The following is a 22,964-nucleotide window of genomic DNA, read 5'->3' as shown; positions in this document are numbered from 1 at the left end:
CTCGTTTCTTATCGGATCACCGCCGGGCCCTGATCCGGCACCGCGACGTCGAGGACACGGAATTGCACACGTTCGGTGCCTTGCCAACGGTCGACTGCGAGAGAGCCTGCCACATGCAATTGCTGGCCGCGATTTTGCGTCAAGGCGCTGCCGAGCTTCTGTCCCACCGCACGGAATGCGATACCGTTGACAACGGAGCCGTCGCCGGACTTGAAGCGCAGCCGCAAATGCGCCTGCCCGACTTCGTCGGCATACACCAGTTGATGCGAAGGCAACGCGATCACGGGCTCCGGATTGGCGGCGCCGAACGGGCCGGCGCGGTTGAGCGTGGCGGCGAATTCCGGCGTCACCGCGCGCGCGCTCACCGCACCGTCGATGAACAGCTCGTTCTCGTGACGCGAGTTGGCGACGTCAGCGGCGAGCGCGCTTTCCATATAGGCACGGAATTCGGCGAGCTTCTCCTTGCGCAACGTGACGCCGGCCGCCATCGCGTGGCCGCCGCCTTTCATGAGCAAGCCATCATGCACCGCCTGGCGTACCGCCTTGCCGAGATCGACGCCGCCGATCGAGCGCCCCGATCCGGTGCCGATGCCGCCGGGCTCGAGCGCGATCGCAAATGCAGGGCGCGCGAACTTCTCCTTCAGCCGCGCGGCGACGAGGCCAACCACGCCGGGATGCCAGCCTTCGGCGGCGGTGACGATCACCGCGCCTTTGTCCTCGAGCCCGAGCGAGGCCAGCGCCTCGGCTTCGGCCTGCGCCTCGGCCGCCTGCTCGATGACGCGGCGCTCGGCATTGAGGCGGTCGAGCTCGGCCGCGATCCGCGCCGCTTCCGAGACGTCGCCTTCGAGCAGCAGCCGTACGCCGAGATCGGCGCGCCCGATGCGGCCGCCGGCATTGATGCGCGGCCCCAGCATGAAGCCGAGGTGCCAGGCCTCCGGCGGCCCGTTCAACCGCGCCACATCCATCAGCGCGGTATGGCCGACATGATCGCGGCGACGCATCGCGATCAGGCCCTTGGCGACGAAGGCGCGGTTGAGACCGGTCAGCGGCGCGACGTCGGCGACGGTGCCGAGCGCGACGTGATGCAGCATGCCGAGCAGATCCGGCTCCGGCATCTCGCCGGTCCAGAAATCGCGCTGACGCAACTCGCGGTTCACGGCGACCAATGTCACCAGCACGAGGCCGACGGCGGCGAGATGGCCGAGGCCGGAGAGATCGTCCGGCCGGTTTGGATTCACCAGCGCGTCGACCTCGGGCAGTTCATCGCCGGTCTGGTGATGATCGATCACGACCACCGACATCCCGAGCTTCTTCGCCTCGGCCAGCGGCTCGATGCTGGTGGTGCCGCAATCGACGGTGACGAGAAGCGTCGCGCCTTTGGCGGCGAGCGCGCGCACGGCGTCCGTATTCGGTCCGTAGCCCTCGAAGATCCGATCCGGAATGTGGATCAGCGGATCGAGCCCGCAATGGCGCAGATGCCAGGCCAGCAGCGCCGCCGAGGTCGCGCCGTCGACATCATAGTCGCCGAAGATCGCGACCTTCTCGCCGCGCACCGCGGCGTCCGCGATGCGCTTGGCCGCGGCTTCCATCTCCGTCACGGTGTGAGGATCCGGCATCAGCTTGCGGATGGTGGGATCGAGATAGTCCGCGACACCATCGATCTCGACGTCGCGCCCGGCCAGCACGCGCGCCAGCATCTCCGGCAGATTGTGGCGCTGCACGATCGCGAGCGCGCGCGCCGCGCCGCGCGCATCCAGCCGGTCGCGCCAGAGTTTTCCGGTCAGCGACCGCGTCACGCCGAGGAACGCCTGCGGCGTCTCGACGGGTATTACGGATGCGTGCAGCGTCATGATCCCTACCAAATCAGGCAGGAATCGTAACGTTTCAACGACTCGCGGGCCAGTCCTAGCAGCCCAGCCGGGTGGCTATTTCCCCGAAATCCTTGGCGACGATGTCCCAGTCGCCCTTGGCCTCGAAATCGTATTTCTGCAGCGGGCCGTATTCGGTCGGGCGCGCCACGAAGGCGGTCTTCAGGCCCAGCTTCTGGGCGGCCTTGAGATCGTGGTTGTGTGCGGCGACCATCATCACCTGCTCCGGCGGCAGGCAGAGCAGCTTTGCGGCGCCGAGATAGGCTTCCGGATCGGGCTTGTAGTGCTCGAACAGCTCGGCCGACATCACGAGGTCCCACGGCAGGCCGGCGAACTTCGCCATGTTGGTAAGCAGCGCGACGTTGCCGTTCGACAGCGGCGAGATGATGTACTTCGTCTTCAGCCGGGTCAGGCCGGCGACGCTGTCCGGCCAGCCGTGAAGGCGATGCCAGCCGAGCGTCAGATGCTGCAGGTCGGCTTCGGTCAGTCCCTTGATGTCGAGCTGCGCGACCAGCTTGTCCAGCGAGCGGCGGTGCAGCACGTCGAGGATCACGTAGCCGTTCTGCGGGTTCTTGCGGACCTCGTCCATCGAGGCGGCATAGACCGCGCGCCAGCCGTCGACCAGCGCAGTCCAGTCGGCCTTGATGCCGCGCGTCTCACCCCATTTCGTGAAGTCGTTGATCAGGCTGGTACGCCAGTCGACGACGGTGCCGAACACGTCGAACACCAGTGCCTTGACTGCGGAAAGATCGGACATGCTCGGGCTCCCTTTTGTTGTTCTTGTTCTTGCACCGTCGTTCCGGGATGGTGCGCGAGCACCAGACCCGGAACCTCGAGGTTCCGGGTCGCATCTGCGATACGCCCGAAACGACACAGCCTTAGTCGAGGTGGAATTTCTCCAGCTGCCGGTGCTCGGCCTTGATGTAGCGCACGGTGCCGGTGACCGAGCGCATCACCACGGTCTCGGTCTCGATCACGTCCTTCTTGAACTTCACGCCCGACAGCAGCGAGCCGGTGGTGACGCCGGTGGCGGCGAACAGACAGTCGCCCTTGGCCATGTCCTCGATGCCGTAGATCATGTTCGGGTCGGTGACGCCCATCTTGTGGGCGCGCTCGCGCTTCTCCTCGCTGTCGAGGATCAGGCGGCACTGCATCTGGCCGCCGATGCAGCGCAGCGCAACTGCGGCCAGCACGCCTTCCGGCGCGCCGCCGGTGCCGATATACATGTCGACGCCGGTCTCATCGGGCTTGGCGCAGTGAATGACGCCGGCGACGTCGCCGTCGGTGATCAGCTGCACGGCCGCACCGGTCGAGCGCACGCTGTTGATGATGTCGGCATGGCGCGGACGGTCGAGCACCAGCACGTTGATGGCGGTGGGATCGACGCCCTTGGCCTTGGCAAGCCGGCGGACGTTGTCGGCCGGCGGCGCGTCGAGCTCGACCACGCCCTTGGCATAGCCCGGACCGATCGCGAGCTTTTGCATGTAGACGTCGGGCGCGTGCAGCAGCGTGCCGCCGTCGGCCATCGCCATGGTGGCGATCGAGCCCGGCATGTTCTTGGCGCACAGCGTGGTGCCTTCGAGCGGGTCGACCGCGATGTCGACCTTGGGGCCGGCATTGAGTCCGACCTTCTCGCCGATGAACAGCATCGGCGCCTCGTCGCGCTCGCCCTCGCCGATCACGATGGTGCCTTCGATCGGCAGCCTGTTGAGCTCGCGCCGCATCGCGTCGACCGCGGCCTTGTCGGCGGCCTTCTCCTGGCCGTGGCCGCGCAGCCGCGCGGCCGAAACCGCCGCGCGCTCCGTCACCCGCACGATTTCGAGCGTCAGGATGCGCTCGAGCAGCATCTGCGGCGGAACGGAAATATGGGTCGACATCGGCGTACTCCTTAGGCCTCTAGTTCTTCTCGATCCGGATCACCTGCGGCCGGCCGCTGATGACCTTATCGCGCTGCACTGCAGCCAGCGCGCGATGCACGGCATCCTCGCTGGTCGCATAGGTAATCAGAATGACCGGGACCGGTGAAGGTTTTTTGGCCGCACCGTTCACATCGACGCCATCCGGATGCCGCTGCACGATCGACTCCAGGGATATCTTCTGTTCCGCCAGGCGGGTGGCGATTGTTGCGGCAGTGCCTGCCAGATCGCGCGCCATCAGGCGGATATAATAGCCACCTTCATGGCGTTCCATCGGCGCCTTGCTGGTGTCGCGCAACCGTTCCACCGGACGGCCGAACGGATTGGCGCGGATGCCGCGGGCAATGTCGGCGATGTCGGCGACCACGGCCGAGGCCGTCGCGCCGCCGCCCGCGCCCGGGCCGACCAGCGTGATCGGCGGAATGCCCTCGCCGTCGATCGTCACGGCATTGGTGACGCCCATCACCTGTGCGATCGACGACGATTTCGGCACCATGGTCGGGTGCACGCGCTGCTCAATGCCCTTTGCCGTGCGTACGGCGACGCCGAGCAGCTTGACCCGGTAGCCGAGTTCGGCGGCGGCCTTGAGATCCTCCGGCGTGATCGAGGAGATGCCTTCGACATAAACAGCGCTTTCGGCGACCTTGGTGCCGAAGGCAAGGCTCGCCAGGATCGCGAGCTTCTGCGCGGTGTCGTGGCCGTCGACGTCGAACGACGGATCGGCTTCGGCATAGCCGAGGCGCTGGGCGTCCTTCAGGCAGGCTTCGAACGACAGCCCCTCCTGCTCCATCCGCGTCAGGACGTAATTGCAGGTGCCGTTGAGGATGCCGTAGATGCGGTTGACGCTGGTGCCGGCAAGGCCCTCACGCAGTGTCTTGATGACCGGGATCGCGGCACCGACCGCGGCCTCGAAATTCAATGCGCCGCCGTGCTTCTCGGCGGCCGCGGCCAGCCGCAGGCCGTGCTTGGCGATCAGCGCCTTGTTGGCGGTGACGACCGACTTGCCGGACTTCAGCGCGGTTTCGATCGCCGACAGCGCGGGCTCGCCGGCGCCGCCCATCAACTCCACGAAGCAGTCGATCTCGGGATGCTCGGCCAGCGCCTGCGGGCTCTTCGCCCATTCGACGCCGCGCAGATCGACGCCGCGCTTCTTGGCTTTCGAACGCGCCGTGACGGCAACAACGCGCACACCGCGGCCGGTGCGCTCGGTGAGCAGGCGTCCCTGCTCTTCGATGAGGCGGACAACGTCGGCACCGACGGTGCCGAGCCCCGCTATGCCCACTCTGAGGGGTGCAACCATGATATTCGGGAACCTGGAGGGATCAGCGTCGGTTGGCGAGAGGAACCACGTTGTGCAACGTTTCGATGCCGCTTTCAAGGAAGCGGCGCACGCCGCGCGCAGCCTGCCGGATGCGCTGCTCGTTCTCGACCATCGCGATACGGACATAGCCTTCGCCGTGCTCGCCGAAGGCAACGCCGGGCGACACCACGACGCCGGATTTCTCCACCATCAGGGTTGCGAACTGCATGCTGCCGACCGCCTCGAACGCCTTGGGTAGCGGCGCCCAGGCGAACATCGAGGCCTGCGGCGGCGGAATGTCCCAGCCGGCGCGGCCAAACGACTCGACCAGCGCATCGCGCCGCTTGCGGTAGGTATCGCGCATCTCGCGGATGCAGTCGTCGGGTCCGTTCAGTGCGGCGGTCGCGGCGACCTGCACCGGCGTGAAGGCGCCGTAGTCGAGATAGGATTTCACCCGCGCCAGCGCGGCGATGATGCGCTCATTGCCGACCGCAAAGCCCATGCGCCAGCCGGCCATCGAGAACGTCTTCGACATCGAGGTGAACTCGACGGTGACGTCGATCGCACCCGGCACCTGCAGCACCGACGGCGGCGGATTGTTCTCGTCGAAATAGACCTCGGCGTAGGCAAGATCGGACAGGATGAAGATGTCGTGCTTCTTCGCGAAGGCGACGAGATCCTTGTAGAAATCGAGGTCCGCGACATAGGCGGTCGGGTTCGACGGATAGCAGACGATCAGCGCGATCGGCTTCGGGATCGAATGGACGATCGCCCGCTCGACCGCCTCGAAGAATTGCGGCGTCGGCTCCGAGGGCACAGAACGGATCACGCCACCGGCCATCAGGAAGCCGAAAGCATGGATCGGGTAGCTCGGGTTCGGGCACAGCACGACATCGCCCGGCGCGGTGATCGCCTGGGCGACGTTGGCAAACCCCTCCTTCGAGCCGAGCGTGGCGACGACCTGGGTGTCCGGATTGAGCTTCACGCCGAAACGGCGCGCGTAATAGCCGGCCTGGGCCTTGCGCAGGCCGTTGATACCCCGCGAAGCGGAGTAGCGGTCGGTTCGCGGCTTGCCGAGGGTCTCCTTGAGCTTCTCGATCACATGCGGCGGGGTCGGCAGATCCGGGTTCCCCATGCCCATGTCGATGATGTCGGCCCCGGCGTTGCGCGCGGCCGCCTTGGCCTGGTTGACCTTCTCGAAGACGTAAGGCGGCAGACGGCGAATGCGGTAAAAATCTTCCATGGGACCCTTGCTCCGACAACCGGCATGCCAGAATCGACGACCCCTTGATCGGTTGTCGAAGCCGGGCTCGGCCTCATCCAGAAATCGCACTTAATCAACGGCTTAGAGCGAATTCAGGCGCACGATCTGAGGGCGACGGCCGGATATGCGGTTGAATTGACTTTCTTTTAGCACGGACGCTCCGGAGCGCCAGCGCCGATCGGCCTTTTCAGGCCCTACCTCCCGGGCGCGGCGGTCGCGGCAGCCACGTCGCCCGCCGCCGCGGCGTTCTGGGCCGCCGCCGTCGCCTGATGCTCCCGCGCCGCCTTGAGCTCGGCCTCGAGCTTGGCCTGATCGGAGGGCTTCATCGTCTGTTCGCTGCGATCGGGCGGAAGGTCGTGCACCGGCAGGTACCCGCTCGCATCCTTGGTCCGCGCCGGGGAATCGGCCGGCAAGGCATAATCGGCAATCGTGCTCGAACAGCCGCCGAGCGCCAGCATCGACACCAACAGCGCTGCGGCCGCAAGGCCGGTTATCATCCGATCGATCGGCATGGGCCGAGATGTCCCCAACAAGCTAGCGCGTACGTCGCACGTCGCCGACACGGGTCGCACTGGTACGAGCCTTGCAGCACCAAGGCTGCGTCAATTCCCGCCCTGACCGTTCAAACCATTGTCGCCCGAAACGATTAAAGCGTGAACAACAAATGCGACCCCTGAGGCCTCAATATGACGGAACAAAGATTTTTTATCGCAGTGCAACAGAACAAAACATTGAAATTTGACTGATTATCATTGCCGCACCGCGCGATGACGGCCCCCTAACGACACGATAATGTCCTCAGAATGAGCAACGTCAGTACTGAAACCCAAGCCGCCCCCAAATTCAACGCCGAAGCCTTCGCGATGAATATCGCGCGCGCCATGGAGAGCAGCGGCCAGGCGCTGGCCGCCTATCTCAAGCCGCGGCAGACCGGCGAGGTCCAGGACAAGCCCCCGAACGAGCTCGGCGAGGTCATCAAGACCTTCAGCGTGGTCGCCGAATACTGGCTGTCCGACAAGGAGCGCGCCTCCGAGTTGCAGATGCGGCTCGGCAAGGATTACCTCAATCTGTGGGGCGCCGCAGTGCGCCGCATGGCCGGCGAAGCCGACGCCGAGCCGGCGATCCAGCCGGCACCGCGCGACAAGCGCTTCCAGGATCCGGAGTGGAAGTCGAACCAGTTCTTCGACTTCATCCTGCAACTCTATCTGCTGACCTCGAAATGGGCGCAGGCGCTGGTCCGCGATGCCGAGGGCCTCGACCCGCACACCCGCAAGAAGGCCGAATTCTACGTGCAGCAGATCGCCAATGCGTTCGCGCCGTCGAATTTCGTGCTGACCAATCCGGAGGTGCTGCGCGCCACCGTCGAGAGCAACGGCGACAATCTCGTGCGCGGCATGAAGATGCTGGCGGAGGATATCGAGGCCGGTCACGGCACGCTGCGCATCCGCCAGTCCGATCCGACCAACCTGCAGGTCGGCGTCAACATGGCGACGACCCCCGGCAAGGTGATCTTCCAGAACGACCTGATGCAGCTGATCCAGTATTCGCCGTCAACGGAGAACGTGCTGCGCACGCCGCTGTTGATCGTGCCGCCCTGGATCAACAAGTTCTACATCCTCGATCTGCGGCCCGAGAAATCCTACGTCAAATGGTGCGTCGACCAGGGCATCACCGTGTTCGTGATCTCCTGGGTCAACCCGGACAAGGAGCTCGGCAAGAAGACCTGGGCCGACTACATGACCGAGGGCCCGCTCACGGCGATGGACGTGATCGAGAAGGCCACCGGCGAGATGAAGGTGCACACCGCAGGCTACTGCGTCGGCGGCACCCTGCTCGCCTCGACGCTGGCCTATCTCGCCGAGAAGCGCCGCCAGCGCGTGACCTCGGCGACGTTCTTCGCCGCGCAGGTCGACTTCACCCACGCCGGCGACCTTCTCGTGTTCGTCGACGAGGATCAGATCTCGGCGCTGGAGCGCGACATGCAGGCCTCGGGCGTGCTCGAGGGCAGCAAGATGGCGATGGCCTTCAACATGCTGCGCTCGAACGACCTGATCTGGTCCTATGTCGTGAACAATTATCTGAAGGGCCAGGCTCCCTCCGCCTTCGACCTGCTGCACTGGAATTCCGACGCCACGCGGATGCCGTCGTCGAACCACTCCTACTACTTGCGCAACTGCTATCTGGAGAACCGGCTGTCGACCGGCACCATGGTGCTCGACAACACGCTGCTCGATCTCTCCAAGGTCAAGGTCCCGGTCTACAACCTCGCCACCCGCGAGGATCACATCGCACCGGCGGAATCGGTACTGTACGGCTCGCAGTTCTTCGGCGGCCCGGTGAAATATGTGCTGTCCGGCTCCGGCCATATCGCCGGCGTGGTCAATCCACCCGCGTCGAACAAGTACCAGTACTGGACCAACGACAACATCAAGGACATCAAGCTGACCGACTGGCTCAAGGGTGCCGAGGAGCACAAGGGCTCGTGGTGGCCCGACTGGCGCGGCTGGCTGGAAGGCCACGATCCGGAGACGGTGCCGGCGCGCGCGGTCGGCTCGGCCGGGATGCCGCCGCTCGAGGAAGCGCCCGGCAGCTATGTCCGGGTCCGCGCGTAGCGAAAGGTCCTCCGCTCAGCTATAAACAGCCGGTCCCGGCGGTCGGGAATCGAAATCATTCGAGGGGGATGCGATGACGCGCGAACTGTTCTGGCTGTCGCTGACGGTGATCCTGACCGGGCTGTTGTGGGTCCCCTACATCATCAACCGCTGTCAGGTCCGCGGCCTCACCGGCGCCATGGGCAATCCCTCGCGCAACGACAAGCCGCACGCCGAATGGGCCAACCGGCTGATGTTCGCCCACGACAACGCGGTCGAGAACCTCGTGATCTTCGCGCCGCTGGTGTTGATCCTCAATGCCGCCGACTATTCGACCAAATGGACCGTGCTGGCCTGCGCGGTCTATTTCTGGGCCCGCGTCGCGCATCTGATCGTCTACACGCTCGGTCTTCCGGTGTTCCGCACGCTGGCCTTCACGATCGGCTTCCTTGCCCAGGCCGTGCTGGCGCTTGCGATCTTCAAGATTCTCTGATCACCCGTTCCCGCCCAAGGTGGCGTACTGGATCGCCCGGCAAGCCGGGCGATGAAGCGGTGGGAGGGGCGCACCGTCAAAATGACGAAAACAACCCCATGCAAAGTAGCCGGCGGCTGCCGGCCTTCGACACGGGCGACTTGACACGTCGGGCAACTCAGCCGTATTCTTCCATTATTCCGAATTCAGGCAACCACCCTCGCCCGGGCAGTCGCTCAGCCTTTGCGCACGACGATATGCAGCATCGTCGCAGGCGCCTCATCAAAACTCTTGATCTCGCTGGTATCGGACGAGACCTGCGTCCACGTCCCTGATGCGGCGTAGGTCGCGTCGAGCCAGTCCGCCGACGGGTAATTGTAGTAGCGGCCGATGCTGTCGCGGCCGTCGTCATGGCCGATCTTGAAGCTCGCGTAGAACAGGCCGCCGGGCTTCAGCGCGCGGTGGATGCGGGCGAGGATGCCGGCCAACTCGTCGCGTGGCACGTGCAGCAGACAGGCGCTGGCCCAGACGCCGTCATAGGCCTCGCGATCCTCGAGCTCGTCGAACCGCATCACCTCGACCGGGTGATCGATGCGGCGCGCCGCGATCTCGGCGAGTTCAGGCGAACCGTCGGTGGCGCGCAGCACAAAACCTTGTGCGAGCATCACCGCCGCATGATTGCCGGCGCCGCAGCCGAGTTCGAGGACGGCGCCGCCTCGCGGCAACAGGCCGAGGAAGGCCGTCAACCGGGTGGACGGTGCTTTCGCCCACCCGGCATAGGCCTCGGCATTGCGCCGATAGAATTGCAGCGTGGCGTCGTCCACGATGCACCGCGACGTCAGGCGTCGGCCAGCCCGAGCATCAGCCGCATGTTCTGCACGGCTGCGCCCGAGGCGCCCTTGCCGAGATTATCCAGCCGCGCGACCAGCACCGCCTGGCGATGCTTGTCGCTGGCGAAGACATAGAGCTCGAGCTGGTTGGTCTCGTTGAGCGCCTCCGGCTCGATCTTGCCGCCCTTGCCGGCTTCGTTCAGCGGCATCGCCGAGACGTATTTGCTGCCGGCATAGCGTTTCGCCAGCACGTCCTGAAGATCCGCGCCGGTGGGCTTGCCCGGCAACGCGTCGAGCTGCAACGGCACCGAGACCAGCATGCCCTGCCGGTAGTTGCCGACCGACGGAATGAAGATCGGCCGCCGCGTCAGGTGCGAGTAGAGCTGCATCTCCGGCACGTGCTTGTGCTCGAAGCCGAGGCCGTAAAGCTCGAAGGCCGGCGCCGAGCCGTCCTCGAAGCTTGCGATCATCGACTTGCCGCCGCCCGAATAGCCGCTCACCGCGTTGATCGTGACCGGATAGTCCTGCGGCAGCAGCCCGGCATCGACGATCGGCCGCAGCAGCGCGATGGCGCCGGTCGGATAGCAGCCCGGATTCGAGACCTTCGGCATGGTCCTGATCTTGTCGGCCTGGTCGGGCGCGAGCTCGGCGAAGCCGTAGGCCCAGTCCGGCGCGACGCGATAGGCGGTCGATGCGTCGAGCACCTTCGGCGCGGCGTTGCCCATCGTGTCGATGACAGCCACGGTCTCCTTCGCGGCATCGTCCGGCAGGCAGAGGATCACGAGATCCACCTCCTCCATCAGCGCGCGTTTCGCCGCGGGATCCTTCCGCTTGTCCTCGGCGATCTGCTTGACCGCGACGTCGCCGATCAGGCGCAGCCGCTCCTGGATGCCGAGCCCGGTCGTGCCGGAGGCGCCGTCGACGAACACGGTCTTGGTCGCGCCGCCCTTGGTGGCCGGCTTGTTGGTTTCGGTGAGGGTCATGGCACGCTCCTTTCGAGTTCGTTCGTAGTGATAGCAAAGACGTCCGGCCGCGCCTGCCGCATCAGATGCGCGATCACTTGCGCGCCGGCATCCGCCTGCGCCGCGAGGTGACCTGCGACCGCCGCAAAGTCGGTCTCGGATTTGTGCTGGTTCAGCTTGAAGCTGCCCTCCACCTCTTCCACCGTCATCTCGAGGCCCACGATCGCCTTCTTCATCGCATCCAGCCGCGGGGCTGTCATCTTGCCTGACGTCCACGGCTTCTTCGGCAGCAGCCGGCTCTCGAACTTGGCGCCCAACGCGTCGATCTGAACGGCGAGTTCCTCACCCGACATGGTCCGCACCGGTCCGGTCAGATGCACGGCCTGATAGAGCCAGGTCGGCACCTGGTCCGGCGACACGTACCAGTCGGCCGACACATAGGCATCCGCCCCGGTGACGGCCAGCAGCCACGGGTCGCCATCGGCCAGCTTTACCAGCGGATTGTGACGGGCGACATGAAACAGCGCTCGTGGCGTGCCGTCGGCGGCATAGCTCAGATAGAACGGCAGCGCCGAGGCGATCGGCTTGCCGCCGTCCCATGCGCAGGCGATGCCGAAACCGCGCGCTTCCGCGAAGCCGAGGCTTGCGGCGCGGTCAGGCTTGAAGACGGGTGGCGTATACATGGTTCTCGGGCTCCTGGGCGATGAAGGGAGCCGCCAGATCGAACCGCGTGTCTTTTTCGAGGGAAGAGCGCCGCGGGACAGGATCCGGCGGCAGGGGCGATGATCTAAACGCGAACAACCGCCCATACCGCGATGGTGCGGCGGCGGCGAGCAATGATGATGGTCGCGGCGTTGATCATGGGCGCGGCTATAAGGCCGCGCCCGCCTGACGTCAAGGTCCTGGTTCCGTCGTTCCGGGGTCGCGCTGTCGCGCGCCCCGGAATGACGGCTGGGTCAGATCGTCGGATTCCACGCCGCCGGCACGACGCGGTAGCCGTTGCCGTCCTTGACGATGTTGCCGACGCCCGGGAACGGATAGTGGAAGCCCTGCACCTGCAGCTTCTCCGCAACCAGCATGTCATAGACGCGGCGACGGGTCGCCTCCGCCACGGCGCCGTCCTGGTCGAAGAACGCGTGCCAGCCGGGATTGGTCGCGAACAGGTTCGGGTTGTTGGTGACGTCGGACTGGATGAAGACCTTCTCGGAGCCGGACGCCAGCACATAGGAGGTGTGGCCCGGCGTGTGGCCGACGGTCTCGACCGAGGTCAGGCCCGGTGCGATCTCCTTGCCCCACTCATACGGCGTGACCTTCTTCTTCAGGCCGGCATCGAAGATGTTGCGATTGTTCTTGAACAGGCCCTGCATGCGGCCGGCGGGCGCGCGGCTCATCTCGCCGTCGTCCATCCAGAATTTCCACTCGGTGGCCGGCACCAGCACCTCGGCGTTCGGGAACGCGGGCGTGCCGTCGGCAGTCAAGAGTCCGTTCACGTGGTCGCCATGGAAGTGCGAGATCACGACCATGTCGACGTTCTTCGGGTCGAACCCGGCCGCGACGAAATTGTCCGCGAACAGGCCGTTGGCGCCCTTGCTGCTGGCCTTCGCCAGCGCGCCGTTGCCGGTGTCGATCACGACCAGCTTGCCGCCGGTGTTGAGCACGAGCGGCGCGAAATAGATCGTCATCATGTCGCGCGGCATGAACGCCTTCTCCAGCGTCGCGTTCACGTCGTCCCGCTTCGCATTGGTGATGAAGGAGTCTTCCAGCTTGAAGACGTTCTTGCCGTCGGAGACCACGGTGACCTGGATGTCGCCGACCTTGTAGCGATAGAAGCTCGGCGCCTGCTTGTCGGCCATCGGCGCTGTCGCATTGGCAGAAACAGACGGCAACAATGGCGCGGCAGCGAGGCCAGCGGCGCCGGCAAGAGCGTGACGTCGTGTCAGTTCCATGTAAGTCCTCCCGGTGAGATGGTGACGGCGAACGACAGTTTTGTTGGGCGAGGTTCTAGCAACGTTTCGGTGCTGGCGCGATGACAGCGATGTTGCCCCGCTCACCCCGGCTAACCCCTGGGTTGTGACCTTATTCCAGGCCTCACGCCGCCCGCCAGATCCATTCGACGGCGTGCGCGAGGACGTCGCCGAACAGCAGCAGCACGGCCGACCAGACCAGCGCGGAGACGAAATTGGCGATCTGGAACGGCCAGTACGACATCTCGAAAATGCCGGCGGCGAGCGGCACCGAGGCGCGCAGCGGACCGAAGAAGCGGCCGATGAAGATGCTCGGCACGCCCCACTTCTTCACGAAGGCCTCGCCGCGCGGCAGGATCTCGGGATAGCGCGACAGCGGCCACATCTGCGCGACCTGCTCCTTGTAGCGATAGCCGAACCAGTAGGAGACCCAGTCGCCGAGCGCGGCACCGATGCCGCCGGCGATCCAGACCGGCCAGAAACTGATGCCGCTGACGCCGATCAGCGCGCCGATCGCGACCAGCGCGCCCCAGGCGGGGACCAACAGCGAGATGAAGGCGAGCGATTCACCGAACGCCAGCAGCATGACGATCGGCGCGGCCCAAGCCTGGTGATGGCGCACGAATTCAGCCAGGGCGTGCGCAAAATCTTCCATCTCGTCGAGTGCCTTCCGCTCCGTTGGCGTTCTGATTGAACCTTTCTACCGGCCCTTCGCCTAAGAACAGGTAAGCCAGCACATTGCGTGACATCAAGTCACAAAGGCGGGGGATCGATCGTGATTTCCCTTGGGGGGCCGTCAAGGCCCCTGCCGCTGCGGCTGGCGGACATCTCCCTCACAAGAAAAAGGATTCAATGGATGATCGGATCACTGATGATGTGCGTGAGCGTTGTCGTTCTGCTGTTCGGAATGCTCGCGGGCATCGCCATGGGTATCCAGCATGACTTCACACTCGGCCCGGCACATGCGCATCTCAATCTCGTCGGCGGCGTGCTGCTCTTCCTGTTCGGCCTGTACTACCGCCTCGTGCCCGCCGCCGGCAGCATGCTGCTGGCAAAGATCCAGGGCTCGCTGCACATCGCAGGCGGCATCCTGTTTCCGGTCGGGGTGGCGATGGTGCTGCTGAAAGGCCCCTCGCTGGAGGCTGCTGCGATCACCGGGGCGCTGATGGTGATCGTGGCCATGGCCCTGTTCGCGATCGTTGTATTCCGCACCTCGCGGGCGTAATTGACACTGCCTATCTGAAGGGGACGGCCGGGCCCTGCTGCCGTCGGCCGTCCCCATTGGCAGCCTATCCGTGGCATAGTCAAAGCAACCGATTCGCCGCGCCAGAACTGGCGCGCCACTTGAAGAACCATGTCCAAGCCTCAGAAATCAAACGCCAAATCTAAATCAGCCGACGATCTGTTCGGAACCCCGGAAGCCAAGGGCCGCGCACCGCTGAAGGTCGCCGCCCGGTCCGCAGGGGGCGCCGAGGACGGCTATACGGCGGCTGATATCGAGGTTCTGGAGGGTCTGGAACCGGTCCGCCGCCGGCCGGGCATGTATATCGGCGGTACCGACGAGAAGGCGCTGCACCATCTGTTCGCCGAGGTGATCGACAACTCGATGGACGAGGCGCTTGCCGGCCACGCCACTTTCATCGACGTGGAGCTCACCGGCGACGGCTTCCTCACCGTCACCGACAATGGCCGCGGCATTCCGATCGATCCGCATCCGAAATTCCCGAAGAAGTCGGCGCTCGAAGTCATCATGTGCACGCTGCATTCGGGCGGCAAGTTCGACTCCAAGGTCTATGAGACCTCGGGCGGCCTGCACGGCGTCGGCGTCTCCGTGGTCAACGCCCTCTCCTCGCGCCTCGAGGTCGAGGTGGCACGCAGCCAGAAGCTCTATCGCATGATCTTCGAGCGCGGCCATCCCAAGGGCAAGATCGAGGACCTCGGCAAGATCAACAACCGCCGCGGCACCCGCATCCGCTTCAAGCCGGACACCGACATCTTCGGCGCCAAGGCGGCGTTCAAGCCGCAGCGCCTGTTCAAGATGACGCGATCGAAGGCCTATCTGTTCGGCGGCGTCGAGATCCGTTGGCGCTGCGATCCGGAATTGCTGAAGGGCGTCGAGGATGTGCCGCCCGAGGCGACCTTCCATTTCCCCGGCGGCCTGAAGGACTATCTCGCCGCGGCGATCCACGCCGACACGCTGGTGCATCAGGATATCTTCTCCGGCAAGTCCGGACGCAGCGGCGCGCACGGCGCCTGCGAATGGGCGGTGGCCTGGACCGCCGATGCCGACGGATTCCTGTCGTCCTACACCAACACGGTGCCGACGCCGGACGGCGGCACGCATGAATCAGGCTTGCGCAGCGCGCTGCTGCGCGGCCTGAAGGACCATGCCGAGCGCGCTGGCCAGGGCAAGCGCGCGGCCTCCATCACTTCGGAAGACGTGATGGTCGGCGCCGCCGTGATGCTCTCGGTGTTCGTGCGCGAGCCCGAATTCCAGGGCCAGACCAAGGACCGCCTCGCCACCGCTGAAGCGCAGCGCATCGTCGAGCAGGCGATGAAGGATCCATTCGACCACTGGCTCTCGGGCAATCCGAACCAGGCCAACCGGCTGCTCGATTTCGTGATCGATCGCGCCGAGGAGCGGCTGCGCCGCCGCCAGGAAAAGGAAACCGCGCGCAAGACCGCCGGCAAGAAGCTGCGCCTCCCCGGCAAGCTCGCCGATTGCATCGACACCGGCACGACGAATTCAGAACTCTTCATTGTCGAAGGCGACTCGGCCGGCGGCAGCGCCAAGCAGGCGCGCGATCGCCAGAACCAGGCCGTGCTGCCGCTGCGCGGCAAGATCCTCAACGTCGCATCCGCGGGCAAGGACAAGCTGACCGCCAACGCACAGCTCTCCGATCTCGTGCAGGCGATCGGCTGCGGCACGCTCGCGCATTACCGCGAAGAGGATCTGCGCTATCAGCGCATCATCATCATGACCGACGCCGACGTCGACGGCGCGCATATCGCCTCGCTGCTGATCACGTTCTTCTACCGGCAGATGCCGCGGCTGATCGACGAAGGGCACCTCTACCTGGCCGTGCCGCCGCTCTACAAGCTCACGCACAACACCAAGTCGGTCTATGCCCGCGACGATCTGGACAAGGACCGTCTGCTGAAGAGCGAGTTCAACGCCAACGCCAAGGTCGAGGTGAACCGCTTCAAGGGCCTCGGCGAGATGAACCCGACGCAGCTCAAGGAAACCACCATGGATCCCGCCAAGCGGACCCTGCTGCGCGTGGTGCTGCTCGCCGACGACCGCGAGGGCACCGCCGATTCCGTCGAGCGGCTGATGGGCACCAAGGCCGAAGCGCGATTTGCGTTTATTTCTGACAAGGCCGAATTCGCCAGTGACGACCTGCTCGACGTCTAGGTCACTGGCCGACGTCACAACCGACTGATTCAGAATGATTTTTCGGCCGCCACCCGATCCGGGGGCGGCCGTTCTCTTTGCCGGTCCGGACAGCGTCGCCCACCTCGTTTTCGGCCGGTTGTGTCTCACCCGCAACAGCATTTCCGGCGGAACTGCGTATAGTCCCGAACATGAGTTTCGGGAATCGGCGGTGAACGCCCCCGTCAGCGACCCGCTGGAACGCTAAAGTCGAGGATTTGAAGATGAAGAAGATTTTGCTCGCTCTGACCGCGGTTGCTGCGATGACGGCATCGGCGTCGGCTGCCGACCTGGCCGCCCGCCCCTACACCAAGGCCCCCGCTCCGCTCCCGATGGCGCCGAGCTGGACCGGCTTCTACATCTTCGGCGGTGGCGGCGGCGGCATCTGGGATGCTGACACCGGCATCCAGTCGACCACCACGGGCCTGCCGATCCGCGGCTTCAACCAGCGCCAGGGTGGCGATGGCTGGTTCGGCACCGTCGGCGCCGGCTATGACTGGCAGACCGCCAACAGCTGGGTGATCGGCGTGTTCGCTGACGGCCAGTTCGGCAGCCTGAAGGGCACCATCCAGGACCAGGGCCTGGGCATCGCCGGCAACATCAAGAACGACTACAGCTGGGCCGCCGGTGCGCGCCTCGGCTATCTGGTTGCCCCGAACGTGCTGTCCTACGTCAACGCCGGTTACAGCAATTCGCACTGGAAGGGCACGACCCTGTTCGACACCGTCACCGCTCTCCCGGTCGGTGGCCACACCAACGGCTTCGACCGCAACGGCTGGTTCGTCGGCGGCGGCGTCGAGAACAACCTGAACATCTTCGGAATCAGCGCGCCGGGCTGGTTCATGAAGACCGAATATCGCGCGGCCTACTACGAGAACCGCAACATCTCCGAGCTGGTCGACGGCACCAACCTCTCGAACGGCCGCGACATCACCTTCAAGCCCTTCGTGCAGACCATCAGCACGTCGCTGGTCTACCGCTTCAACTGGAGCGGCCCGGTTGTCGCCAAGTACTGAGCGACCTACTGATTTCTGCTGATCTGGCAGACGAAAAGCCCCGGTTTCCCCGGGGCTTTTTTGTTGGCCGGATGCCGGCTGAAAGACCGCATCGTGTGCGGCCATCGGCTGCACGCGGGTCCGCCCCGCCCGATGCCGATCTGGTCACGGCGCCATTGATCGGGCAGTCTCGGCGCAGCCTCAAAACCACAGCGGATAACAACAATGAAGAACGGACTGTTTGATTTGTCGGGCAAGGTCGCCATCGTCACCGGCGGCAATGGCGGCATCGGGCTCGGCATGGCCCGCGGCCTCGCCGATGCCGGCGCTGCGATCGCCGTCGTCGGCCGCAACGAGACCAAGTCGAACGCGGCCGTCGAGGATCTCCGGCAGCGCGGCGTCAAGGCCATCGCCGTCAGGACCGACGTCACTGACACGGCAGCCGTCGACGCCATGATCGCGCGCGTCACCAGCGAGCTCGGCCGGATCGACATCCTCGTCAACAATGCGGGCATGAGCATCCGCAAGCCGCCGCACGAGCTCGAGCTCGACGAGTGGAGCAAGGTGATCGACACCAACCTGACCAGCGCGTTCGTCTGCTCGAAGGCGGCGTATCCGGCGCTGAACGCGTCCGGCGCCGGCAAGATCATCAACATCGGTTCGATGATGTCGATCTTCGGCGCGAGCTTCGCGGCGGCCTATGCGGCGAGCAAGGGCGGCATCGTGCAGTACACCCGCGCCTGCGCCAATGCCTGGGCACCGGACAACATCCAGGTCAACGCCATCCTGCCCGGCTGGATCGACACCGACCTGACGCGCGGCGCGCGCCAGCAGGTGTCCGGCCTGCACGAGCGCGTGCTGGCGCGGACGCCGGCGGCGCGTTGGGGCGCGATCGACGATTTTGCCGGGATCGCGGTGTTCCTGTCATCGCCGGCATCCGACTTCGTCACCGGCACAGCCATCCCGGTCGACGGCGGCTATTCGGTGATGGTCTGATCGACGCGGGATCATGATGCGATGACTTTCATCGCATCATGATCCAAAGCGCGGCGCGATCGGTCTGGAGCGCGATGAGTTTTGGTCGAATCGTCATCGCGCTCTGGCTCTTTGTTTGAGCATGATCTTTTCGGAAAACCGCTTCACACTTTTCCGGATCATGCTCTAGTGCGCGCCGAACATCGTCTTCACATACTCGATGCCGACGCCGAAGGCGCCGCCGTATTTCTTGGCGATGCTCGTGGTGACCTCGTAGGTCTCCTGACGCGCCCAATCGCGCTGCAATTCGGAGAGATAGCCGAGCGCCGTGATCGGGCGGGCACCGGCCTGGATCATGCGCTCGACGGCGCGCTCATGCGCCTCGGCCGAGCAGTCACCGCAGGCATCGGTCACGACATAGACCTCAAACCCCTGCTCCAGCGCCGACAGTACCGGCCCCATGCAGCAGACCGAGGTCCACAGGCCGCAGACGACCAGGCGATCCCTGCCGACGGCATTGATGCGACGGATCAGGTTCTCGTCCTCAAAGCCGTTCAACGTCGTGCGGTCGGTGACCTCCGCATCGGGAAACACCTCGGTGATTTCCTCGAACAGCGGTCCCGCAAAGGTATCCCGCGAGATCGTCGTGAGGATGGTAGGCACCTTGAAGCCCTTGGCCGTGTGCGCGAGGATCGCGACGTTGGTGCGCAGATTGGTGATGTCGATCGACTTGGTGTTGAACGCCATCTGCGACTGATGATCGATCAGGATCATGGTGTGATCCTGGGGGCTCAGAAGCGTTTTTGCCGGTTTGGCGATCGCCTTGATGCTCACGTCGGTTCCTTTCCAGAGCGCTGAAACTTCTTGATCTTGGGTAGCCGCTGCGCCGCCTTCAGGCGGACGGCCGCAGCGCGCAGCGGAGTTACGACGAAGCCTTGCATGGCGCGAGCAGCATTTGTGCCGAAGCATTTCCGCAAAACTGCAGCTGCCGCCGCAGATCACGTGCAGCGCGGATGCGCAGCGAACAGGCGACGGCTATTGCGTGCCCTGCGGCCGCTCGTCGGGCCGTCGTCCCTCGATCAGCGCGCGTTGCCGGGCGATCGCTTCCATGCAATGCGTCATGAACGCACTCACACGCGCCGACTTCCGGATATCCGGGTGGGTCAGGATCCAGAGTTCGTCGCTGATATCGGGCTCGATCGGTCCGATGCGCATGAGACCGGCGATGCCGTCTCCGTGCATGCAGGGCAGCAAGCCGATCCCGATTCCCGCCGCGATCGCGGTCGCCATCCCGGCAACGGAGTCGCTTCGGAACACGATCCGCTCGGCGGGTACGCGCTGCTCAACGAAGCCGTGCGCCTTCAGGCCGGACAGGTTCTTTCCGTAGGATAGCCAGCGGCGCTGATAGATCTCATCGAGCCGCGGCCGACCGTCCGCGAAATCGCTTTCGCGCCCGTAGGCGGCCCAGGCAATGGTGGCCGCCTTCCGGCCGAACAGATTGTCTGGCGGCGTGCCCGTCACGGCGCGGAACGCGATGTCGGTTTCCCCGCGGGCGAGATTGAGCAGGCAATTGCCGACGACCACGTCGATCGTCACGGACGGATTGGCGGACTGGAAGTCCGCAATGATGGGCGTGAGGAAATCCAGCATCAGCGCGTCGCTGGTCGTCACGCGCAACTCGCCGGCGTGGTCCTCGGCCTTGCCGGATACCCGTCGCGCCACGCTGACGACATCGAGCTCGACCCGCTCGGCGAGCGCGATCAGTTCGAGACCGGGAGCCGTCGGCGCATACCCGCTGCGCCGCCGGTCAAACAGCACGATGCCGAGGGCTTCCTCGACATGCTCGAGCCGGCGGGACACCGTCGATGTGTTGATGCCAAGCGCTGTCGCTGCAAGCGCGAGAGACCCGCTCTCACCAATCGCCTTGATGATGCGCAGATCGTCCCAAGACAGCTTGTCCAGGGGACCGGTCATGGTGATGTTTCGATCGCTGTGAAGTTTGCCACTACACCCACCTATCAAGATGTCGCAGATCCTTGTAGCCGGGCGCGGATCAATTATTCGCTGGTTGGCAGGCGTCCGATCGAAAAGCAAAAGCCCCGGACGATGCCGGGGCTTTGGTGATCGCGGCCGCGAGGAAGCTCAGTAGCGCGCGATGACCGGCGCGTCGAACTTGTAGTTCAGACGGACCACCGCCCACTGGATATCGCGCGGCTTGGCGTCGAACGTGTAGGTCCCGGCCGCGGTGCCGGCGAGCTGATAGGTGGCGCGCTCGAAGGCGGCGTAATTGTACTCGACGCCGACGGTCCAGTTGCGGGTGATGCCGTATTCCCAGCCGCCGCCGACGGTCCAGCCGCTGGCCCAGTGGGTCTGGCTGCCCGAGCCGGTCGACGGGTTGGCGACGTTGTCGACCACGGCGAGGCGGTTGTTCACGCCGGCATAGCCGCCCTTGATGTAGAGCAGGTTGTTGTTGATGGCGAGGCCGGCGCGGCCGACGATCGTCGCCATGAAGTTCGCACGCCAGCTGAACTGATCGTCGAGGCCGCCGAACAGCGTGTTGTTGAGGCGGCCGGAATTGTCGAGCCCGGAGAACGTGCCCTCGACGCCGAACACGAAATTGTTGGCCTGCCAGTTGTAGCCGATCTGGCCGCCGCCCATGAAGCCGGAGCCGCGCTGACGGAAGCCCTGGCCCGGCGCGAGGTCGCCGAACGCCGTGGTGTTGGCGCTGTTGACCCACTGCTCGTTGGTCCAGGCGCCGCCGAGATGGCCGCCGATATAGAAGCCGGACCAGTTGTAGAGCGACTCAACGTAGGCCGGTGCCTTGGTGTAGGGCCGCGCCCCGAGGTCGGCAGCCGACGCTGCCGTCGCGCCAAATGCGGTGGTGACGATCAACGCAGCAACGAATTTGGTCCGAAACATGATGGCACCCGAAGGTTGTCTCAAGGGTTGTCTGATGGGTGCCAGCTTTCCCAGACAGACCCTTACCAAAAGAAAACCGCAGCCGGCGGCTGCGCCGAATCCACGTTCGCCGATTTCGAATCCGGCGCGCCTGTTGCAGTCGCGCAACTTTTTTGGGCTAGCTTAACCCGATGTTATCCTTGACGAAATCCTGCGTCGCCATTCGGCCGTTCGATCAGCCTTGGGCCGGCGAATGGACATGCTCGGGGCGCACGCCGATGCCGACGAGATGCGCGGTCAGCCCTTGGAGCCAGGGCATCGCCGTGATCAGCCGGAGCGCGAACGGCACGCCCTGATTGCCCGATCTGAGCGCCGCGGTGATGATGTTGTTCTGCGCTACCACCTGCATGCGCTGCGTCACGCGCACCGGAAATTCGCGCCGACGCCTGACGGCATCGAGCTCGTCCTCCGACGGGCACCCCTGCACGAGCCTTGCCGCCAGGATGTTCGCGGTTGCGACCGCATCCTGCACCGCGAGGTTGACGCCGACACCGCCGATCGGCGACATCGCATGCGCCGCATCGCCGATGCACAGCAGCCCGGGGCGGCTCCAGCGCGACAGCCGGTTGATCGCCACCGTGAGCAGCTTGACGTCGTCGAAGCTCTTCACGTCGGCAATGCCGCCCTTCAGGATCGGCGCCAGCCGCAGCACGTCGTCGAGCAGCGCCGGCAGTCCCCTCGCCCTGACCGCCTCATACTGCCCCTTGGCGATCACATAGGCGCACTGCCAATAGTCGCCGCGGTCGAACGTCACCATCATCTTGCCGTTCTCGACCCGGGCAAACAGGTTCTCGGTCTCGTCGGGCCGCCGCCCGACGCGAAACCACAGCACGTCCATCGGCGCGCCGATCTCCTCGACCGCGAACCCGGCGCGCTCGCGAACAGTCGAATGGCGGCCGTCGCAGGCAATGGTGAGATCGGCCTCGATCTCGATCGGGCCGTCAGGCGTCGTCGCGCGAACGCCGGTCACGGTATCGCCGCGCCGGAGCAGATCGGTGGCCTCGGTGCTCATCAGCACCTTCAACGACGCGAAGCGCTTGCCGCTCTCGCGCAGGAAGTTGAGGAAGTCCCACTGCGGCATCATCGCGATGAACGGATATTTGACCTTGAGGCGGCTGAGGTCGGCGATCCGCACCGACCTGCCGGCGAAGATGCCGTCCATCTTCTGGATCTCCTGATGCGGCAGCTTCAGAAAGCCGTCGATCAGCCCGAGCTCATTCATCACCTGCAGCGTCGAGGGATGCACCGTGTCGCCGCGGAAATCGCGGAAGAAGTCGGCATGCTTCTCCAGCACCACGACGTCGATCCCGGCCCGTCCCAACAAATAGCCCAGCATCATGCCGGCCGGCCCGCCGCCGACAACGCAGCAGCGGACCTTCAACTTGCGCACGCCGGGCTGTTCGGGACTGCCTGCATCCATGGCGTCATCCTATCTC

21 protein-coding genes are annotated in these 22,964 nt (G+C 65.1%); 6 read left to right on the top strand and 15 right to left on the bottom strand.

The genetic code is table 11. The features are described from left to right. Positions 1-8: 8 nt before the first annotated feature. The 6 genes from recJ to JQ633_RS12230 form a co-directional block, all read right to left on the bottom strand. Positions 9-1,850, bottom strand: coding sequence for a single-stranded-DNA-specific exonuclease RecJ (recJ, locus tag JQ633_RS12255; protein WP_211985273.1), 1,842 nt, complete (start codon positions 1,848-1,850; stop codon positions 9-11). Positions 1,851-1,905: 55 nt separating this feature from the next. After that, positions 1,906-2,625: a haloacid dehalogenase type II gene (locus tag JQ633_RS12250; RefSeq protein WP_211985272.1), complete on the bottom strand. Its 720-nt coding sequence runs from the start codon at positions 2,623-2,625 to the stop codon at positions 1,906-1,908. A 121-nt stretch (positions 2,626-2,746) separates the two neighbouring features. Then, on the bottom strand, positions 2,747-3,745 hold the full coding sequence (gene glpX / locus JQ633_RS12245; protein WP_211985271.1) for a class II fructose-bisphosphatase: 999 nt from the start codon (positions 3,743-3,745) through the stop codon (positions 2,747-2,749). A gap of 19 nt (positions 3,746-3,764) precedes the next feature. Beyond that, positions 3,765-5,084, bottom strand: coding sequence for a homoserine dehydrogenase (locus JQ633_RS12240; protein ID WP_211985270.1), 1,320 nt, complete (start codon positions 5,082-5,084; stop codon positions 3,765-3,767). 22 nt (positions 5,085-5,106) lie between these two features. Next, on the bottom strand, positions 5,107-6,327 hold the full coding sequence (locus JQ633_RS12235; protein ID WP_211985269.1) for an LL-diaminopimelate aminotransferase: 1,221 nt from the start codon (positions 6,325-6,327) through the stop codon (positions 5,107-5,109). A gap of 215 nt (positions 6,328-6,542) precedes the next feature. Further along, positions 6,543-6,860, bottom strand: a complete 318-nt coding sequence (locus JQ633_RS12230) for a hypothetical protein (protein ID WP_211985268.1) — start codon at positions 6,858-6,860, stop codon at positions 6,543-6,545. Positions 6,861-7,151: 291 nt separating this feature from the next. Here JQ633_RS12230 and JQ633_RS12225 point away from each other — a divergent pair, with 291 nt between their 5' ends. Both JQ633_RS12225 and JQ633_RS12220 read left to right on the top strand, forming a co-directional pair. Further along, the gene (locus tag JQ633_RS12225; protein WP_211985267.1) at positions 7,152-8,960 is read left to right on the top strand and encodes a PHA/PHB synthase family protein; all 1,809 of its coding nucleotides are present in this window, start codon (positions 7,152-7,154) and stop codon (positions 8,958-8,960) included. Positions 8,961-9,033: 73 nt separating this feature from the next. After that, positions 9,034-9,432 (top strand): MAPEG family protein, encoded by a 399-nt coding sequence (locus tag JQ633_RS12220; protein ID WP_211985266.1) that lies wholly within the window; start codon positions 9,034-9,036, stop codon positions 9,430-9,432. 215 nt (positions 9,433-9,647) lie between these two features. On the opposite strand, the gene JQ633_RS12215 is transcribed toward JQ633_RS12220, so the two are convergent. The 5 genes from JQ633_RS12215 to JQ633_RS12195 all read right to left on the bottom strand — a co-directional run bounded on the left by JQ633_RS12215 (position 9,648) and on the right by JQ633_RS12195 (position 13,822). Next, positions 9,648-10,235, bottom strand: coding sequence for a class I SAM-dependent methyltransferase (locus JQ633_RS12215; protein WP_211985265.1), 588 nt, complete (start codon positions 10,233-10,235; stop codon positions 9,648-9,650). Between the two features lie 14 nt (positions 10,236-10,249). Next, positions 10,250-11,224 (bottom strand): N-acetyl-gamma-glutamyl-phosphate reductase, encoded by a 975-nt coding sequence (gene argC / locus JQ633_RS12210; RefSeq protein ID WP_211985264.1) that lies wholly within the window; start codon positions 11,222-11,224, stop codon positions 10,250-10,252. Beyond that, positions 11,221-11,886: an FMN-binding negative transcriptional regulator gene (locus JQ633_RS12205; RefSeq protein ID WP_211985263.1), complete on the bottom strand. Its 666-nt coding sequence runs from the start codon at positions 11,884-11,886 to the stop codon at positions 11,221-11,223. The genes argC and JQ633_RS12205 overlap by 4 nt, the downstream gene beginning before the upstream one ends. A 273-nt stretch (positions 11,887-12,159) precedes the next feature. Continuing rightward, positions 12,160-13,149 (bottom strand): MBL fold metallo-hydrolase, encoded by a 990-nt coding sequence (locus JQ633_RS12200; RefSeq protein WP_211985262.1) that lies wholly within the window; start codon positions 13,147-13,149, stop codon positions 12,160-12,162. A 142-nt stretch (positions 13,150-13,291) separates the two neighbouring features. Further along, a complete protein-coding gene (locus JQ633_RS12195) occupies positions 13,292-13,822 on the bottom strand; it encodes a DedA family protein (RefSeq protein ID WP_211985261.1) in 531 nt (176 codons plus the stop codon). Positions 13,823-14,023: 201 nt separating this feature from the next. Here JQ633_RS12195 and JQ633_RS12190 point away from each other — a divergent pair, with 201 nt between their 5' ends. From JQ633_RS12190 to JQ633_RS12175, 4 genes are all read left to right on the top strand, one after another. Beyond that, positions 14,024-14,392: a hypothetical protein gene (locus tag JQ633_RS12190; RefSeq protein ID WP_211985260.1), complete on the top strand. Its 369-nt coding sequence runs from the start codon at positions 14,024-14,026 to the stop codon at positions 14,390-14,392. Positions 14,393-14,521: 129 nt separating this feature from the next. Continuing rightward, positions 14,522-16,582, top strand: coding sequence for a DNA topoisomerase IV subunit B (gene parE, locus JQ633_RS12185; protein WP_211985259.1), 2,061 nt, complete (start codon positions 14,522-14,524; stop codon positions 16,580-16,582). Between the two features lie 242 nt (positions 16,583-16,824). Continuing rightward, positions 16,825-17,616, top strand: coding sequence for an outer membrane protein (locus JQ633_RS12180; protein ID WP_211985258.1), 792 nt, complete (start codon positions 16,825-16,827; stop codon positions 17,614-17,616). Between the two features lie 204 nt (positions 17,617-17,820). Continuing rightward, positions 17,821-18,591 (top strand): SDR family NAD(P)-dependent oxidoreductase, encoded by a 771-nt coding sequence (locus JQ633_RS12175; RefSeq protein WP_211985257.1) that lies wholly within the window; start codon positions 17,821-17,823, stop codon positions 18,589-18,591. 165 nt (positions 18,592-18,756) lie between these two features. Here the strand turns inward: JQ633_RS12175 and JQ633_RS12170 are convergent, their stop codons facing one another. The 4 genes from JQ633_RS12170 to JQ633_RS12155 all read right to left on the bottom strand — a co-directional run bounded on the left by JQ633_RS12170 (position 18,757) and on the right by JQ633_RS12155 (position 22,948). Further along, on the bottom strand, positions 18,757-19,404 hold the full coding sequence (locus tag JQ633_RS12170; RefSeq protein WP_433995646.1) for a hydrolase: 648 nt from the start codon (positions 19,402-19,404) through the stop codon (positions 18,757-18,759). A gap of 201 nt (positions 19,405-19,605) precedes the next feature. Next, entirely contained in the window at positions 19,606-20,664 is a 1,059-nt protein-coding gene (locus tag JQ633_RS12165) for a LysR family transcriptional regulator (protein WP_211985256.1), read from the bottom strand. A 48-nt stretch (positions 20,665-20,712) separates the two neighbouring features. Next, positions 20,713-21,489 carry an outer membrane protein gene (locus JQ633_RS12160; protein ID WP_211985255.1) on the bottom strand — a complete coding sequence of 259 codons (777 nt, stop codon included), beginning with the start codon at positions 21,487-21,489 and terminating at the stop codon, positions 20,713-20,715. Between the two features lie 214 nt (positions 21,490-21,703). After that, positions 21,704-22,948 (bottom strand): FAD-dependent oxidoreductase, encoded by a 1,245-nt coding sequence (locus JQ633_RS12155; protein ID WP_211985254.1) that lies wholly within the window; start codon positions 22,946-22,948, stop codon positions 21,704-21,706. Positions 22,949-22,964 lie beyond the last annotated feature (16 nt).

The organism is Bradyrhizobium tropiciagri (assembly GCF_018130505.1).
Taxonomy (GTDB): Bacteria; Pseudomonadota; Alphaproteobacteria; order Rhizobiales; family Xanthobacteraceae; genus Bradyrhizobium; species Bradyrhizobium tropiciagri_B.
This window is presented reverse-complemented; position numbering and strand designations above follow the sequence as displayed.